At 74.5% G+C, this 17,673-nt stretch carries 7 protein-coding genes; 6 read left to right on the top strand and 1 reads right to left on the bottom strand.

All coding sequences use genetic code 11. From position 1 onward, the window contains the following. Positions 1-24: 24 nt before the first annotated feature. The 5 genes from ACERZO_RS01105 to ACERZO_RS01085 are packed head-to-tail and all read left to right on the top strand — an operon-like array spanning position 25 to position 15,910. Positions 25-4,554, top strand: coding sequence for a DUF6603 domain-containing protein (locus tag ACERZO_RS01105; protein WP_372660213.1), 4,530 nt, complete (start codon positions 25-27; stop codon positions 4,552-4,554). Positions 4,555-4,574: 20 nt separating this feature from the next. Next, a complete protein-coding gene (locus ACERZO_RS01100) occupies positions 4,575-5,741 on the top strand; it encodes a Kelch repeat-containing protein (RefSeq protein ID WP_372660211.1) in 1,167 nt (388 codons plus the stop codon). Next, positions 5,738-8,923, top strand: a complete 3,186-nt coding sequence (locus tag ACERZO_RS01095; RefSeq protein WP_372660209.1) for a hypothetical protein — start codon at positions 5,738-5,740, stop codon at positions 8,921-8,923. The genes ACERZO_RS01100 and ACERZO_RS01095 overlap by 4 nt, the downstream gene beginning before the upstream one ends. Then, complete coding sequence (locus ACERZO_RS01090; RefSeq protein WP_372660207.1) at positions 8,920-14,154, top strand: hypothetical protein; 5,235 nt, start codon at positions 8,920-8,922, stop codon at positions 14,152-14,154. Before ACERZO_RS01095 ends, ACERZO_RS01090 begins: the two co-directional genes overlap by 4 nt. Continuing rightward, positions 14,147-15,910 (top strand): hypothetical protein, encoded by a 1,764-nt coding sequence (locus tag ACERZO_RS01085; protein ID WP_372660205.1) that lies wholly within the window; start codon positions 14,147-14,149, stop codon positions 15,908-15,910. Before ACERZO_RS01090 ends, ACERZO_RS01085 begins: the two co-directional genes overlap by 8 nt. A gap of 30 nt (positions 15,911-15,940) precedes the next feature. Here the strand turns inward: ACERZO_RS01085 and ACERZO_RS01080 are convergent, their stop codons facing one another. Further along, the gene (locus ACERZO_RS01080; protein ID WP_372660203.1) at positions 15,941-16,540 is read right to left on the bottom strand and encodes a TetR/AcrR family transcriptional regulator; all 600 of its coding nucleotides are present in this window, start codon (positions 16,538-16,540) and stop codon (positions 15,941-15,943) included. A 69-nt stretch (positions 16,541-16,609) separates the two neighbouring features. On the opposite strand from ACERZO_RS01080, the gene ACERZO_RS01075 reads away from it, so the two are divergent. Continuing rightward, positions 16,610-17,560, top strand: a complete 951-nt coding sequence (locus tag ACERZO_RS01075) for a ketopantoate reductase family protein (RefSeq protein WP_372662875.1) — start codon at positions 16,610-16,612, stop codon at positions 17,558-17,560. Positions 17,561-17,673: the final 113 nt, after the last annotated feature.

Below are 17,673 nucleotides of genomic sequence, written 5' to 3'. Positions count from 1 at the left end.
CACCGAGCCCGTCGGAGGCACCGGATGGCACTGACCGTCGAAACCCTGCTGCTCGAAGCCGGCCGCGCGTTCGCACCGCTCGAACAACGCTTGCGCGGCGCCGAAATCCCGCTCCTGTTCGCCGAGATCGGGCTGCCCGCGCCCGACGCGGTGCTCGGCGCGCAGGCCGTGCAGAACGCCGTCGGCGGGGCCGCGACCGCGCTGAGCACCCTGCCGCGGGTGGTGGACGACCTGGCCGCGGCGATCGACGCCCGCGACACCGCCCGGATCACCGCGGCGGTGGCCGCCGTGACGCCGATCGTCAAGTCGGTCGCCACGGCCGTCGACGTGGTGTCCACCGCGATCACGGCGGCGGCGCAGACGGCGGGACCGGGCCGGGCCGAGGTCGAAGCGTTCGCCGCCGAACTCGCGCAGCGGCTGTTCGGCTTCGCGCTCATCACCTACCTCGAGGACCGCAAGCCGGTCGCCGGGTACCTGCTGGGCCTGCTCGGGATCCTCGAATCGACCCCGCTGGCCGCGACCCCGGCGGCGCCCGCGCACGTGCGCCGCGTGCTGCGCGTGGACCGGTTGACCGCGCTGCTGCGCGACCCGGTCGGCGTGCTCGCCGACGTCTACGCCTGGGGCAGTCCCGGGTTCGACTGGGACCTGCTGCTGCGACGGCTCTCGATCTTCCTCGTCGCGGTCACGGACTTCGCCTTCGTGCAGACCGGGCCGCCGCCGTTCCTGCGCATCGCCGGGGTCGACGTCGGCGTCACCGACGATCCCGTCCCCGGTGTCGACGCGCAGCTGCGCCTGGCCACCGACCAGTCGCTGGACCTGACCATCCCGATCGGGGACACGGTCGCGTTCGTCGTGACGTCCGACGCGGCCCTGGAAGAAAAAGCCGCCGTCGAACTGCTGCCGCCGGCGCGGATCCGGGTCGTCCCGCCGACGGCCGAAGTGCGCGGCGGGGTGCGGCTGGGCCTGCAGGCGCCGTACGCCGACGGGGCGCCGCCGATCGTCGTCCTGGGCACGGCCGGTGGCTCGCGGATCGAGGCGCGGCGCCTGCGCACGACAGTCGGCGCGGACCTCGTGTGGAACCCCACCGAACGGCGGGCCGACGGCGCGCTGGTGTTCGAAGCCGCCGTCGAGGGCGGCAAGATCGTCCTGGACCTGGCGGACGCGGACGGCTTCATCAGCACGCTGCTGCCCGCCGGCAAGCTCGAGTTCGACGTCGACTTCGTGCTGACGTGGTCTTCGGCCACCGGGTTGCGCTTCAAGGGATCCGGCGGCGCCGAGGTGGACGTGCCGGTCGACCTCAGCGCCGGGCCGGTGACCCTCACCGGGCTGCACCTCGCGCTGCTGCTGGCGGCCGGCGGTGTCAGGTTCGAGGCGTCGGGCTCGATCACCGCCCAGCTCGGCCCGGTCTTCGCCGCGGTCGCGCGGACCGGTGCCGTGCTGCGCCTGGAGCAGCCGCCGAGCGGCGGCGGCCTGGGGCTCGCCGACTTCTCCGTCGGGTTCAAGCCGCCCACCGGGGTCGGCCTGGCGGTCGACGCGGGCGCGATCGCCGGCGGCGGCACCCTCTCGTTCGACCCGGACCGCGGGGAGTACTCCGGCTCCCTCGAATTGGAGTTCGCGGACTTCCTCGCGCTGAAGGCGATCGGGCTGATCACGACGCGCCAGCCGGACGGCTCGCCGGGCTTCTCCCTGCTGATGGTCCTGACCGCCGAGTTCGGCAGCGGGATCCAGCTGGGGTACGGCTTCCGGCTCCTGGCCGTCGGCGGTCTCCTCGGGCTGAACCGCGGGATGAACCTCGCGGCGCTGGTCGAAGGCGTCCGCACCGGCGCGATCGAATCGGTCGCCTTCCCGAAGGACGTGGTCGCCAACGCGCCCCGGATCCTGTCCGACCTGGCGCGGTTCTTCCCGCCCGAGCAAGGCACGTTCCTGATCGGGCCGATGGCCAAGATCGGCTGGGGCACGCCGACCCTGGTCAGCATCTCGCTGGGCGTGATCATCGAAATCCCCAGCAACATCGCCGTTCTGGGCGTCCTCAAGGCCGCGCTGCCCACCGAGGACGACCCGCTGCTGGTCGTGCAGGCCCAGTTCGTCGGCGCCCTCGAACTCGACAAGTCCCGGCTGTGGTTCTTCGCGAAACTGTTCGACAGCCGCATCCTGACGATGACCATCGACGGCGGCATGGGCGTGCTGGTCGCTTGGGGTGACAACCCCGACCTGGTGTTGACGGTCGGCGGGTTCCACCCGGCGTACCGCCCACCGCCGCTGCCGTTCCCGATCCCCGACCGGCTGTCGGTCGACATCCTCAACCGCAACAACCAGCTCATCCGCGTCTCCGGGTACTTCGCCGTCACGAGCAACACGGTCCAGTTCGGCGCGAAAGCCGAGCTGCGGCTCGGGTTCAGCGCGTTCCGCGTCGAGGGCCATCTGGGGTTCGACGCGCTGTTCCAGCTGTCGCCGTTCCGGTTCGCCATCCACATCGGCGCCCACGTGACACTGCGCGCCTTCGGCGTCGGCGCCTTCGGCATCGACCTCGACTTCCAGCTCGAAGGACCGGCACCCTGGCGAGCCCACGGCAAGGGGTCGATCGGCTTCCTGTTCTTCTCCATTTCGGCCGACTTCGACATCACCTGGGGCGAGAACCGCGACACCACACTGCCGCCGGTGGCCGTTCTTCCGTTGCTGGCCAACGAAATCGGCAAGACCGAAGGCTGGGACACCCGGCTGCCGTCCGGGGACAACCGCACGCTCGTCAACCTCCGGCAGTTGCCCGACACCGGCGAGATCGTGCTGCACCCGCTGGGCACGCTGTTCGTCCGGCAGCGCGCGCTGCCCCTCGGCGTCCGGCTGGACCGCGTGGGCGGACAGAAAGCCGGGGACGGCAAGCGGTTCACCGTCGCCCCCGTCGACAACACCGGCCTGAAGCGGGTGTCGTTCACCGGCGACCGGTTCGCGATGGGACAGTTCCAGACCCTCTCCGACGCGGCCGCCCTCTCGCGGCCGTCCTACGAAACCCAGGACGCCGGCCTGGAGCTGACCGCCGACACCGCCCTCGCCACGGCCCGGGTCGTCCGCCGCAGCGCCCGCTACGAACTGCACCTGATCGACAGCGCCACCACCACCTCGCGAGCGGCCCGGCCGGCCGCGCCGCAGAAACGGTTCCACAGCGTCAGCGGACCGGTCTTCGACGAACTGACCAAGGGCAGCAGCACCAGCCGCGCCGCCCTGTCCGCCCGCCAGGCCGCGCAGAAGCAGCCGTTCGCCGCGCAGGACACCGTCCGCGTCACCGAACAGCGGTTCGTCGTCGCCTACCGCAAGAGCAACCGGCAGGCCTTCCCGCCCGGCTCGATCGCCCGCCGGGCCACCGTGACGACTTTCCGCAGCCGGGCGACCGCCGAAGACGCGCTCACCGGCTTCGTCGCCGCGGACCGCGGGCTGGACGGCCTGCTGCACGTGATCCCCGCGGCCGAAGCGGTGGGCGCCCCCGGCGTGCCGGGCACCTGGTCCCCCGCGGGCGTCCTGCCGGCCCCGGTGTCCACTGTGGACGCCGTCCCGCTGACCACCGGCCGCGTGCTGCTCGCCGGCGGGTCCGGCCAGGACGGCGCCGCCGTCGCCACCACCACCCTGTTCGACCCGACCGCCGACTCGTGGGCCACCGGCCCGGCGCTGGGCACCGCCCGCCGCGGGCACACCACCACCCGGCTCGACGACGGCCGGGTGCTCACGGCCGGCGGCCGCGGCGCGGACGCCGTGCTCGCGACGGCCGAGCTGGCCGACCCGGCCGCGAGCGCGTGGACGCCGGCGGCGGACCTGGGTGTCGCCCGGCACGGCCACACGGCGACGAAGCTGATCGGCGGCCGGGTGCTGGTCGCCGGCGGCAGCGGCGTGCGGGCCGGGCAGGCCGACGGCGCCCTCACCGCGTGCGAGGCGTTCGACCCCGGCACCGGCACCTGGACGCCGCTGCCGCCGATGACCGACGCCCGCACCGGCCACCGAGCGGTGCTGCTGGGCACCGGCGACGTCCTCGTCGTCGGCGGCGCCCTCCCGGGCGCGAACGGGCGGCTCGCCTACTGCGAGGTGTTCGACCGGGCGCGGGAGGACTGGGTCGTCACCGGCAGCCTCGCCCAGGCGCGCACCGGCCACCAGGCGACGCTGCTGCCGGACGGCACGGTCCTGGTCACCGGCGGCGACCCGGTCGTCGCGCCCGGCGGCACGCTCGACCCGCACAGCCTCGCCACGGCCGAGCGGTACGACCCGGGGGACGGCACGTGGCACGCGGCCGCACCGATGCCGGGCGGCGGGCGCACCGGGCACCGGGCGCTGCTGCTGAGCTCCGGGGCCGTCCTGGTGACCGGCGGGACCGGCACCCCGGAACGGACGGCCGGCTACCGCGCCGCGCTGCTCTACGACCCGGAGCACGACACCTGGACGACGGTCGCGGGCCTGCTGGGAGGCCGGTCCGCCCACGCCGTCACCGAACTGCCCGACGACCGGGTGCTCGTCGCCGCCGGTGTCGCCGGCCCCGACCCCGCCGGCACCGGCGAGGTGCTCATCCCATGACGTCAACGAAGGAACCCACGATGACCACTCTCACCGCGGCCCTCGGCACCTGGACCGACGCCCACGACCTGCCCACGCCCGCCGCCTGGTACGGCCAGCACGACGGCGCGGTCCCGCTCGGCGACGGCGTCGTCCTGGTGGCGGGCGGCGCGGACGCCGCCGGCACCGCGCTCGGCACCGCCGCGACGCTCGCGCCGTCCGGCGCCTGGACGCCGACCGGCACCATGCGCTCACCCCGGCAGCTGCACACGCTCACCCGGCTGCCGGACGGGACGGTCCTCGCCGCCGGCGGCCTCGGCGGCTCGTCCCCCACCGGGCCGGGCCTCGGCACGGCCGAGCTCTACCACCCGACCGGGCCGGACGCCGGCCAGTGGACCACCACCGGCGCGATGATCACGCCCCGCTGGGGGCACAGCGCGGTGCTGCTGGCCGACGGCTCGGTGCTCGTCGCCGGCGGCAGCGCGGCCCGTCCCGGCGGGAGCGTCACCGCCCTGCGTTCGGCCGAGCGCTACACCCCGAACGACGGGAAGTGGCACGAGGCACCGGCGATGACCGACGCCCGTACCGGGCACACCGCCGTCGCGCTCGACGACGGGATGGTCCTCGTCGTCGGCGGCGTCGTGCCGGTGGGCGTCCCCGACGACCCGGCGCTCGCCTTCTGCGAGCTGTACGACTCGGGCAAGAAGGTCTGGGCGCCGACCGGGGCCCTGCTGCGCGCCCGACGGCACCACCAGGCGACGCGGCTGTCCGGCACCACCGTGCTCGTCACCGGCGGGACCGCGCCGGGCTCGCCGGGCACCGCGCCCTTCGACCCGTTCAGCCAGCGCGCGACCGAGGTGTTCGAGCTGGGCAGCGGGAAGTGGACGGAGAAGACCCCGATGCCGGCCGGGCGGGCGTTCCACCGCGCCGTCCCGGTCGGCCCGGGCCGGGTGCTGGTCGTCGGCGGCGCCGCGAGCGACCGCGACGAAGCCGGCTACCGCAGCGCGTTCGTCTACGACGCCGAGGACGACGACTGGACGGCGGCCGCCGGGCTCCGGACCGGGCGGTGGTCGTTCGCCGCCGCGCCCCTCGACGACGGCGGGGCGGTGGTCGCCGGCGGCGTCGTCCGGTCCGGGCTGGCCGCCGCGGACCCGGCCGTCACCGAGCTGACCCCGGCCGCGGAGCTGTTCGCCGGCGGTGCCGCGTGAGCGCGAACTCCTACACCTTCCTGCCCTGGCTGCGGTCCGGGATCAGCACGCAGGTGAAGACCCCGCCACAGGCCGGCGTGCGGGCGACGGTCAAGGTGCAGCTCATGGTGTCGGGCGATCCGATCACCGGGCACGAAACCCTGACCCAGCCGGTGAACCGCGACGTCCAGCTGTACGGGCCCGGCGACGTCGTCGGCGTCGACCCGCGGGCGATCTCCCGCACCGAGCCGCGGCCCGGCGTGCCCAACGTCGAGCCGAACTACCTGGCGCACATCGAGTTCTCCGAAGAGGACTTCCTCTGGCGCTACAGCCCGGCCGCCGCGGACGGGCACACCGCGCGCCTCACGCCGTGGCTGGCGCTCGTCGTGCTCGCCACGGACGAGTTCGCCGAGATCCCGTCCGCCGGCGGCCCGCTGCCCGCGATCAGCGTCGCGGACCCGGCGGGCACGCTGCCGCCGGCGGACCAGCTCGGGGCGTGGGCGCACGTGCACGTCAACGGCTCCCTGGCCGACCCGGTCGCGACCGACGGCACGACCGCCGCGCTGGCCGCGCTCACCGAAGTGGTGCGCACCAACGCCGACAACGCCTGCTCCCGGCTGATCTGCCCCCGCCACCTGCAACCCGGCACCGCGTACGAGGCGTTCCTGGTGCCGACGTTCGAATCCGGCCGGCTCGCGGGGCTCGGGCTGGACCCGGCGGTGGCGCCTGATGCGCTGTATTCGAGCTGGGGCCCGCACTACGCGAACCGCCCGGCCGAGGGCGTCCTGCCGTACTACCACCGCTGGGCGTTCGCCACCGGCACCGCGGGCGACTTCGAGTTCCTGGTGCGGCTGCTCCGCCCGCAGGCCCCGGACCCGCGGATCGGCCGGCGGGACCTCGACGTCCACGGGCCGTTCGACCTGGACCTGCCACCCATCACCGACCTGGGCGGGGTGCTGCCGCTGCGAGGCGCGCTGAAGGTGCCCGAACGCGCCGGCGACCCGGTCGACCCGGTCGACCCGGCGGACAACTGGGACCACTTCATCGACACCGGGGAAGCGCCGCCCTACCCGCACCCGTTCGAGCAGGCCATGGCGGGCGTGCTCAACCTGGCCGACGACTACCTGCGCCACGAACCGGCGGCGGCCCACGCCGCGAGCCCGGCGGCCACCACCGGCCCGGACCCGGTGATCACGCCGCCGCTGTACGGGCGCTGGCACGCGCTGACCACCCGGCTGCTGAACGACGAGGACGGCCACCCGGTGTCCCCGGAGGTCCTGCGCGGCTGGCTGCACCGGCTCAACCTCGACCCGCGCTTCCGGATCGCGGCCAACCTCGGCACGCAGGTCGTGCGCGCCCACGACGAGGAGCTGATGGCGGCGGCCTGGGCCCAGGTCGGCGACGTCCTGGTGGCGAACGGCCGGATCCGGGCCGCGCAGCTGGCTCGCGAAGTCGGGAACGTGTTGCAGGCCAAGCACATCGACCCGCCGGCGGGGAGCGGGCCCGCGGCGCTCGCCGCCGCTCCGGCTTCGGCGCCGGGCCGGTCGCTGACGCTCACCGCACCGGCGCATTCGCGGGTCACGACGGCGGCGAGCAGCGGCGCCTTCGCCGCCACCCGCGGTTCCGCCGGCCTCGTCACCGATCCCGCGAACCAGGTCGCCGTCGGGTTCCGGGTGGCGAGCAGCCGGGTCGCGACCGCGCCCGTGTCGCCCGCCATGCGCCGCATCATGCGGCCCGGCTCGCGGCTCATGCGGACGCTGCCGTTCTCCGGTCAGGCCGGCGCGCTCCTGTCCCGAATGGACGCTCCGGTCGACCCCGTCGTCGCCGCGCCGGTCAAGGTCACCCCGGGTGCGCTCGTCACGCCCCGGGACCTGGCGGCCACGCTGCACCCGACCCGGCCGCCCGGTGCCGACCCCGTCGGCTCGCTGCCGCTCAGCCCGGACTTCGTGCTGCGCGCCCTCGGCGACCCGGTCGCACCGCACTCCGGGACCTCCGACAGCGCCGAGGCCCAGCGGTTCAAGGCCGCGCTGCGCGAACTCCACCAAGGCTTCGACGCGGGCGTGGCGGTCGGCCGCGTCAAACCCGCGCCGCCGCTGGACCTCGTCGAGACCACCAGCTCGGTGCTCACCGGGCTCAACGCCGACGAGACCGTGCCCCGCGCGCTGCTCGAAGGGTCGGTCAGCCTGCCCGAACGGCTGCGGCCCTTCGCCGCCGAGTTCATCGAAGCCATGGCCTACCCGATCTTCGACGTGCCCACCTACCGGTCGCTGCTGGACGTCTCGGTCGACAGCCTCGTGCCGAACCTGAGCCTGCTGCCGCCGAACTCGATCACGTTGCTGGCGAACAACCGCGAGTTCATCGAGTCCTTCCTCGTCGGCCTCAACCACGAGATGGCCCGCGAACTGCTGTGGCGGGAGTACCCGACCGACCAGCGCGGGACGCCGTTCCGGCAGTTCTGGGACCCGGTCGCGACGCTGCCCGTGCCGAACGAGACCGCCGCGCAGCGCCGGGAGCGGGGCTACGACATCCCGCCGATCCACGAGTGGCCGGTCACGACCCGGTTGGGGGACAACGAAAACCGGCGGCCGGACGACCCGCGCCCCGGTGGCCCGCAGCGCGACGACCTCGTTCTCGTCGTCCGCGGCGAGCTGCTCAAGAAGTACCCCACGGCCGCGATCTACGCGCAGCGCGCGCAGTTCCCCGGCAACGACCCCACCCAGCCCCGCGAACTGGCCGACCTGCCCGCCGACGGGCTCCCGTCGCCCGAGCAGGTCCGGCTGCCCCGGTACGAGGCGAAGGTCGAGCCGGACATCTACCTGCTCGGCTTCGACCTCGACGCCGACGAGGCACTGGGCACGCCGGGCGCCGACCCCGGCTGGTTCTTCGTGCTGAAGGAACGCCCCGGCGACCCGCGCTTCGGCGTCGACGACGGACCGCCCACCCACGTCGAAGTCTGGAACGACCTCACCTGGGACGACGTCGACCCCGGCCGGACCGGGTTCCTCGAGCTGGACCCGGCCGTCCAGGTCGCCCTCGGCGACTTCGACAGCCCCGACGACGACCGCGAGAAGAAGGACCAGCGCGCCGAAGACGAGAACCTGCCGCTCTGGTTCTCGGGCCTCGGTTCGGCCGACCTCGCCTACATCCTTTTCCAGGTCCCCGTCATGGTGGCCGTGCACGCACAGGAGATGTTGCCGCGATGACCGCCTTGAGTGACGACTTCCCGGTGCTGCTCGGCCCGGTCCGCCTCGAAACCCGGTTCACGCCGACCGAGCTGCTCGTCCGCGTGTTCCCCGACGAGTGGTCGGTGGAAAAGTCCGAAACCAAGCCGACGGTGGCCGAGATCGGCGCGGTCGACGCCTACTGGACCGCCCGGTGGGCCGCCGCGCACCGGCCGGTTCCCCTCGCCGCCGCGTGGCAGGAGCTGACCGGCCGGGTGGCCGCGGGGCGCGCCGCCTGGCTGCTGACCACGCGGGTCCCGGCGAACCCCGCCGACGAACCGGCCACCGTGCCCGGCACCACCGTCGTGCTCGTCGTCCGGAGCACCACCGCCGTGGCCACGAACGACAAGGCGCCGACCGTCGCGTACTGGACCGCGGTGTGGCGCGCCCACGGCGACCGGCTGCTGCTGCGGCAGGCCGACGCCGCCCTGCGCGTCGCGGTCAACGGCAACGACACCCGCGCGAACGCGATCCGCGCCCGCCGTCCGTCCGGAGTGGACGGTGCGCCGGTGACCCCGGGCAACGACGTCGCCGTGGCCTTCCTGGTGCTCCCCGCACCGGCGGCGAACAGCACCGCGACGGACTCGTGGACGCAGGCCGCGCGGGCCCGGCTGCTGCCGGACCGCTTCCAGGTGCGCGGGTACCTCGGGAGCCGCCAGGTCGTCTCGGTCACCGGCGCGACCGTGCCGGCGACGCTGCCGGTCAGCCCGGATCCGAACGCCGTCGACCAGATCAGCGTGAACGAGCAGACCGGCGCCCTGCACGTCCCGGACGAGCTGCGCTGGCTGACCGACTTCGACCGCGCGGTCGCGGTCGGGATGGGCGTGCGGATCCCGCTCACCGACGAGATCCGCGGCGGGCTCGACCGGCTCGTCGCGTTCGGGCTGCGTGAGCAGTCCGCGCCCGCCAAGACCGCCACGGACCTCGCCGACCTCATCACCCGGCAGCTGCGCGGCCCGGACGGGTTCGCCCTGCTGCCGCAGGGCACGCCGACGAACAACTCCGACGCGCTGGCCGCCGGGCAGGACGCGGAAGACGAGGCCGCCGCGGCGCTGCGCAGCACCACCGGAGCGGCCGCGGCCGCCGCGCCGGACTGGACGAGCCGGACCGACGGCCGGGTGTTCGCCGACCTGCTCGGCCTCGACCCGGCCGTGCTCACCGGGATGCCGAACGCGGACGGCACCGACCAGCGCGACGCGCGCGCCGCCAACACCGCGCTGTGGCCGGCGACCTGGGGCTACTTCCTGCAGACCGCGCTGAACCCGCTGCTCGGCCCGGCGGCGGTCGCCGCCACCCGCGACTTCTTCCTCAAGTACGTGTCCGGCCGCGGCCCGCTGCCGGCCGTCAAGATCGGGCGCCAGCCCTACGGCATCCTGCCGACGACGGTGTTTTCGAAGCTCGCCTACCCGGACACCGCCACCCATCGGCGTGCGCTGAACAAGGTGCTGACCGCGGCCGGCGTGGACTGGACGGCGGCCGTCGCCCGCGTGCCGCGCCTCGACCCCGACGCGCCCGACCCGCACCAGCGGCTGCTGGACCTCCTGGCGCTGCACCCGACGTCGGCGGAGTACCACCAGCGGTACGCCCAAAGCGTCGAAGACCTGTTCAACCGGGAGAACCTCGGCGGGCTGGGCTCGACCGTGCAGCCGGCGCTCGACGCGCTGGGCCTGCCGGGCCCGGTGCGGGCGCTGCTCGCGCGCTTCGGCGCGGACACCGGCCCCGGCCGCGACCCGGACCTGCTGCGCCGGCTGTTCACCGACTTCCAACAGCCGATCCTGGCCCCGCTCGTCGACGACCGCCCGTTGTCGGAGACCGACCCGATCCGGGAGTACACCCCCGACCACAAGAACTACGTGCGCTGGCTGGCGGACCTGGCCGGCGGCGACCCGGCGGCCACCGACCTCGACGCGATCCGGCTGGAGCTCGGCTTCACCGGCGACACACCGCCGTCGGCGTTGCTCTACCTGTTGCTGCGGCACGCGGTCCTGCTCGGCTGGGACGACGCGGCCCGCGCCCTCGCGAGCGCGGCCGGCGTGCCCGGACTGTCCACAGCGGACTCGCCGTTCGTGCACGTCCGGATCCCGGCGCCCGGCGAGCAGGCGCTCAGCGAGAGCCGGTTCCGGCTGCTGTACTCCCCCGCGCCCGCCGTCACCGGGAACCCGGAGCAGCTGCTCGTCGACTTCATCCCGGGCGTCCTGCACCAGCCGGGGCCGACCGCCGCGCTGGCCGAGCAGGTCACCGCGCTCGGGCTGCTGGCCGGCCTGCCGACGGCCAAGCTGGAGCGGGTGCTCGCCGAGCACCTCGACCTGGCTTCCTACCGGCTCGACGCCTGGCGGCTCGGGCTGGCCACCGAACGGCTGGCCGAGCTGCGGTTCGGGCCCGGCGGCATCGGCACCGCGAAGCCGGGGCTGCACCTCGGCGCGTACGGCTGGCTGGAAGACGTCCGCCCGAGCACCGACCCGCTCACCCCGGTCACCCTCACCGGCCCGCTCGCCACGGTGTTCGCCGGCGGGAAACCGTTGCTGCACGACGAAAGGAACGAAGGGTTCGTGCACACGCCGTCGCCGGGGCACGCCCGGACCGCGGCCGTGCTGCGCGCCGGCTACGCCGCCAACCGCACGCCCGAAAACCCCGGCACGTTCGCGGTGAACCTCGGCTCCGCCCGCGTGCGGGTCGCGCTCGGCATCCTCGCCGGGCTGCGGCAAGGCCAGTCGCTGGGCGCGTTGCTCGGCTACCGGTTCGAGCGCGGGCTGCACGACCGCCACGCCCAAGCCGAGGTCGACGAGTTCATCGCCGGGCTGCGGCTGAAGTTCCCGTTGCGCGCGGGGAAGATCACCGAGACCGCCGCCGAACCGGACAAGATCACGCAGGTCGAGGCCGGGAACGTCGTCGACGGCCTGGCGCTGGTCCGGCACCTCAACGGGGCCGGGGTGGCGCAGATCTACCCGTTCGGCCTCACCGGGCTGCCCGAGGCGAACGCCGGCCAGAAGCAGGCGATCAGCGACGAGGCGGCCCTGCTGCTCGACGCCAACGACGCCGTCGCCGACCTCGCCGTCGCCGAGTCGGCCCACCAGGCGCTCGCCGGCAACGTCGAGCGGGCTTCGGCGACCCTCGACGCCTACGCCAAGGACGGCCTGCCGCCCGAGCCCACGGTGATCGAGACGCCCCGCAGCGGCACGACGCTCACCCACCGGTTCGGCCTGCGGTTGCGGACCGGGCTGAACCCGGGCGGCGGCGACTCGCCCCGCGCCAAGGCCGAACCCGCGGTCGACGACTGGCTGCCCAGCCTGCTGCCCCCGCCGCGGTCGGTCGCCGCCCGGGTCACCTGGACCGACGGGAAAGGGCGCCCGCAGCACCGGGACGTCACCCAGGACGACCTGGACCTGTCGCCGATCGACCTGCTCTGGACCGTGCGCCCGACCGGCGACCCGGCCATGGCCGAGCTCGACGACCGGATCATCGGCGTCGTCGTCGACGACGACCACCCGCCGCGCCCGGACGCCGAGCTGACCATCCGCTACACCGAGCGGATCGACGGCAAGATCACGTTCTTCGAGCTGTCGCCGCTGATCACCGCGCTGCGGACGCTGCTGACGACCGGCCGGGCCCTGCGCCCGACCGACCTCGTCCCCGCGGCCGGGCCCGCCGCGGTGGACCGGAGCCTCGACGACGCCGTCACAGTCGAGAGAAGGCGGCCGGAAGCGGTGCGGGACGCCCTCGACGACCTCGCCGACGACGTGGCCGACTACATCGGGGACGTCACGAGGCTGTACCCGCCGTCGCCCGCGCCGCCGAAGCGCGCCGACGTGCTCGACCGCATCGACTCGCTGCTGACGCGGTACGCCGAGCTGGTCACCACGGCGGCCGGCTTCGGCGTGGTCCGCAGCGGCTGGGGCGAGCTGACGGCGTGGCGGCGCGGGGTCTTCTCGGCCGTGCTGGCCGCGGTGGCCGCCGTCGCCGACCGGATGGCCGGGGCGCTCGCCGCCGCCAACACGCTGCTCACCGCCTACGACGCGCTGCCGAAGTCGACTCCGGACGCCGAGCGCATCCGGGTGCTGCGGCAGGCGGAACGGCTGGTCGTCACGACGCCGGCCCTCGACCCGAAGACACCGGGCGAGTTCCGCACGGCGGTCCGCCACAAGCGGGACCTCTTCGCCGACCGGCTCGAAGACCTCCAGGACGTCGCCGGGACCGACGCGACGAAGCTCGGCGACCTGCTGCACGACGTCGGCCGCCTGCCGGTCACCGACTTCGACCCCACGGGCCTCGACCTGACGCCGTTCCAGGACCGGGTGGTGGAGTTCGGCCGCGAGCTGCTGACCCGGGCCCGCGCGCTGCAGACCGAGGTCGCCGGCCGGCTGGCGGCGGCGACCACCGCGCTCACCGGCTTCGACCAGGCCGTCACCCCGCCGGATCGCACCAAGGCCGCCCTCGAGGCGCTGCAGGCGCTGCTCGGCACCGACGTCCTCGTGGTGCCCGAGTACGCGCTCCCGGACCAGCTGGCCGAGGACCTGCACGACGCCCTCGACGACAGCACGGACCTGGTGGACCACCTGACGAAGGCGCCGATCGGCCGGGACTTCCCGGTGGACGACTGGCTGCACGGCATCGCCCGGGTCCGCGAGATGCCCCGGCTCTGGGAACGCGTCGTCCTGCTCAGCGACGCGTTGCGCGGCGACGACGGCCTGCTCGGCGAGGACGCCGACAAGGACGAGAAAGACCGGACGCGCCTGCAGCCGATCCAGCTGCCGCTGCGATCCGGCGACCACTGGCTCGGCATGGAGTTCGCGGCCGGCGCCGACCTCACCGAAGACCGGCTGCTGTTCACCGCGCACTACGCGACCGAGCCGTCGCGGGGCGCCGACAGCGAGTGCGGCCTGCTCTTCGACGAGTGGACCGAGGTGATCCCCGCCGAGCGGGAGACCACGAGCATCGCCGTCCACGCGGACAGCCCGGATTCCGAGCCGCCGCAGGCGATGCTGCTGGTGACCCCGCCGGTGAAGACCGGGACGTGGGCCGCCGACGACCTCGTCGCCGCCGTCAACGAAACCTTCGACCTGGCCAAGACCCGGCTCGTCGAACCGGTGCACCTGGACGACACCGGGTACGCGCAGCTCCTGCCGGCCACCGTGCTGTCGGCCACCCGGCAGCCGATCACGATCAGCACCGACCTGGCGATCGCCAACACCCGCTGGAAGGCAGACCATGAGTGAGCCCCGCATCGCCGACCTCGCCGGCGCGCTGACCCGCCGCGAAAACCCGACGGTGGGGGTCTGGAACCGCCTGGAAGGCCGGCCGCGCACGACCGACTTCGCCCGGGCGCTGCGGGCCGAGGTCCGGGATCCGTTGTGGCTGCTGGCCCGGCAGTGGCAGCTCGGCGAGTTCCGCGGCAGCGACGCCGGTTCGCCGGTGACCGCCACCTACTCGGTCACCGCGAGCGCGCCGGGCCGGTTCCGGTCCGACACCGGCCCGGACGGCCCGCCGGTCGCGCTGCCGCCGGACCGTCCACTCGAGACGGTCGCGGAGCGGCAGCTGCTGCCGTTCGCGTTCGGCACCGAACCACTTTCGTTCGACCTGCGCCTGGCGCTGGGCCGCCGGTGGCTGCGGCTGCTCGCCCGGACGTCGGGACTGCGGGACACCGCCGGGCAGTTCGTCGCGCGGTACCCGATCGCGCTGCCCGGCCCGGACGACGCCGCGCAGCTCGCCCACCCGGAGGTCTGGGCGGCGACGCAGGCGGTGGCCGGCCGCCGGCTGGACGGCTACCTGCTGTACCGGCACCTCAAGGGGGGCGGGCACGCCTCCGACGGGATCCGGGACCTGTCGCGGCAGCGCCGGACCCAGCTCGACGCGCTCGGCCCGCGGCTGACCGGCTGGTTCGACGACCTCGTCGACCAGCCCGGCGGAGTCACCCCGGACCGGCCCGCGGGCGACTCGGCGTGGGACCCCCGGCGGCTGGAGCACCGCTTTTCCATCGGGGCCGGCGACCAGGTGCTCACCGCACCGGAGTACCCCGGCGGCGAGCTGGACTGGCACGCGTTCTCCGCCGCGCCGGGGTCGCTGGGCAGCACGCCGGCACCGGTCACGCTGAACCGGACCGTGTTCCCCTCCCCCGTGCGTTATTCGGGCATGCCGCTGCCCCGCTGGTGGTCGGTCGAGGACGGCAAGACGAACTTCGCCGCGGTCACCCCGGACAGCACCGACCTGGCCCGGCTGATCTTCCTCGAGTTCGCGCTGGTGTTCAGCAACGACTGGTACCAGCTGCCGTGCGACCTGCCGGCCGGCACGCTCGCGACCGTGGGGGGCCTGTGCGTGACCGACGTGTTCGGCGAGCGCCGCTGGATCACCCCGGCCGGCGACACCGCGCACTGGTCGATGTACACGCTCGGCGGCGGCCCCGGCGTGCTGCTGCCGCCGGGCACGCCGAAGGTGGCGACGGGCCCGGCGCTCGAGGACGTGGCCCTGGTCCGCGACGAGAGCGCCAACCTGGTGTGGGGCATCGAGCAGACGGTCCGCACGACGACGGGCGAAGGCCGCGCGGGCGACGAGATGGCGGCCGAATCGCTGGCGTTCCGCCGCCGCCGGCACCCGGCACCGGCCCCGGACGACCCGCGCGCGCCGATCGCGTACGACGTCATGAGTTCGGTGCCGGAGAACTGGATCCCGTTCATCCCGGTCCACGTCCCGGGCGACAGCCGGGCGGTCCAGCTGCAGCGGGCGGCGATGCCGAGCGAGGTGGACGCGAGCTTGATCCGCCCGAGAACGGCGTTGCTGCGCGAGGGTTTCGACCGCGGGGACTCGTACTTCGTCAACGAGGAGGAGGTGCCGAGATCGGGCACCCGCCTGACGGTGTCGTACAACCGGACCCGCACGAAAACCGGCCGGGTGGCCGTGTGGCTGAGCATCCGCCGCGACGTCGGCCGCGGCGAGCGTTCGAGCGGCTTGTCGTTCGACCTGGCGAAGGGAACGTGAGTGTCCGGGGCCCGTTTCCTTCGCCGACGCTCACGCCGGTTCGCCGCCCGGGGGCGACCGGCGCAGCCCGTCGAGCACCAGGGTGATCACGCCGTCGGCTTCGGCCCGCCACTCCGGGCGGTCGTGCGCCGCGCCGATGCCGTGCAGGGCCATCATGACGGCGCCGGCCCCCACGTCGGCGCGGAGGTGACCGGCCCGCACGCCGGCGGTCACCAGGTCGGTGACGGCCCGCTCCAGCGCCCGGCTGCCTTCGGCGAGGACGTCCGACCCGGCGGTCATGAGCGTGGCCAGCGTCCGGGCGAGGCCGTGGTGGGCGGCGAGGTAGCCGACCATGCCCCGCAGGAAGGTCGCCAGCGCCTCGGCCGCGGGCAGCGTCGCCTGCAGCTCGCGGGCGCGCTCGCAGAGCGTCGCGACTTCGGTGCGGTAGACGGCTTCGGCCAGTGCTTCCCGGGTGGGGAAATGGCGGTACAGCGTGCCGGTGCCCACGCCGGCCAGCCGGGCGAAGTCGTCGAAGCGCAGGTCGTAGAAGCTCCCGGCGGCAAAGATCTCCCGGGCTTTGGCCAGCACCGCCTCACGGTTGCGCCGGGCGTCCGCGCGCAGCGGCTTGCCGGCCCTGCCTTCAGTTGACAACCGGGGTCCGCCTCCCTACGTTGAGAAATGGAGATGACCTCCACTTTCATCATAGCCGACGAGGTGCGCGTGAAGATCCTCATGTTCGGCCGGGGCGTGATCGCCGCGGTGTACGGCTGGGCGCTGGAACAGGCCGGGCACGACGTCGAGTTCTACGTCCGGCCGGGCCGCGCGGCGGCCTACGGCGACGCGATCGAGCTCGACCTGCTCGACGCGCGCAAGTGCATCCGGGGACAGCGCGTCGTGCGGTCGTGGCCGGTGCGCTACCGCGAGGAGCTGGCGCCCGGCCACGATTTCGACCTGATCGTGCTGAGCGTGCAGCACCAGCGCATCCCCGAGGCCGCGGCTTTCCTCGCGCCGCGCATCGGCAACGCGACCGTGCTGGTGTTCGGCAACGTCTGGGCCGAGCCGCTGACCGCGATCGGCGCCCTTCCGGCCGACCGGGTCGCGTGGGGCTTCCCGCAGTCCGGCGGCGGATTCGGCGCGGACGGCGTGCTCCGCGGGATGATGCTGCCCTTGGTCGTCTTCGGGACGCTCGACCGGCCCCCGGCCGAACGCGCGCTGGCCGTGCGCCGGGCGTTTCGCGCGGCCGGGTTCCGGATCCGGGAGCGGGCGGATTTCCGCGGCTGGCTGTGGCTCCACTTCGTGGCGAACGCCGGCCTGCACGCGCAAGGCCTGAAGCGGGGCTCGCTGGCCGACCTGGCCGGCGCGACGGGCGACCTGCGCGAGGCGCTGCTGACCAGCCGCGAGCTGCTGCCCCTGGTCGCGGCGCGCGGAGTCGACCTGCGCCGGCACCGGGGCGCGATGCTGGGCTACCGGGCACCGACCTGGCTGACGGCGCCCGCGTTCGCCTGGCTGACCGCGCACTTCCCGCCCGCCCGCGCGAGCTTCGAGACGCACTGCGACCCGGACGCCGCGGAACCGCGAGACGTCTGCCGCGACACGCTGGCGGAGGCACGGCGGCTGGGCATCGCGGTGCCACGGCTGGAAGCCGCCGAACCGCACTTCGCCACCGCGTGATCGCCATCGGGGCACGCACGCCGTGAGCAGTTCTCCCCCGGGCGCGCACCAAGCGCTTGCTTACAATGGGCACGACCGAAGCCGGCCATCCCGGGCGGTGAGGTCTGGGAGGA

Origin of the sequence: Amycolatopsis kentuckyensis (genome assembly GCF_041679295.1) — a bacterium.
Lineage (GTDB): Bacteria > Actinomycetota > Actinomycetes > Mycobacteriales > Pseudonocardiaceae > Amycolatopsis > Amycolatopsis kentuckyensis_A.
Note: the sequence above shows the minus strand (reverse complement) of the source record. Positions and strands in the feature narration are given on the sequence as shown.

Coding starts and splice junctions, on each gene's coding strand:
- ACERZO_RS01105 (WP_372660213.1), top strand. CDS start 25: ATGGCACTGACCGTCGAAACCCTGCTGCTCGAAGCCGGCCGCGCGTTC.
- ACERZO_RS01100 (WP_372660211.1), top strand. CDS start 4,575: ATGACCACTCTCACCGCGGCCCTCGGCACCTGGACCGACGCCCACGAC.
- ACERZO_RS01090 (WP_372660207.1), top strand. CDS start 8,920: ATGACCGCCTTGAGTGACGACTTCCCGGTGCTGCTCGGCCCGGTCCGC.
- ACERZO_RS01085 (WP_372660205.1), top strand. CDS start 14,147: ATGAGTGAGCCCCGCATCGCCGACCTCGCCGGCGCGCTGACCCGCCGC.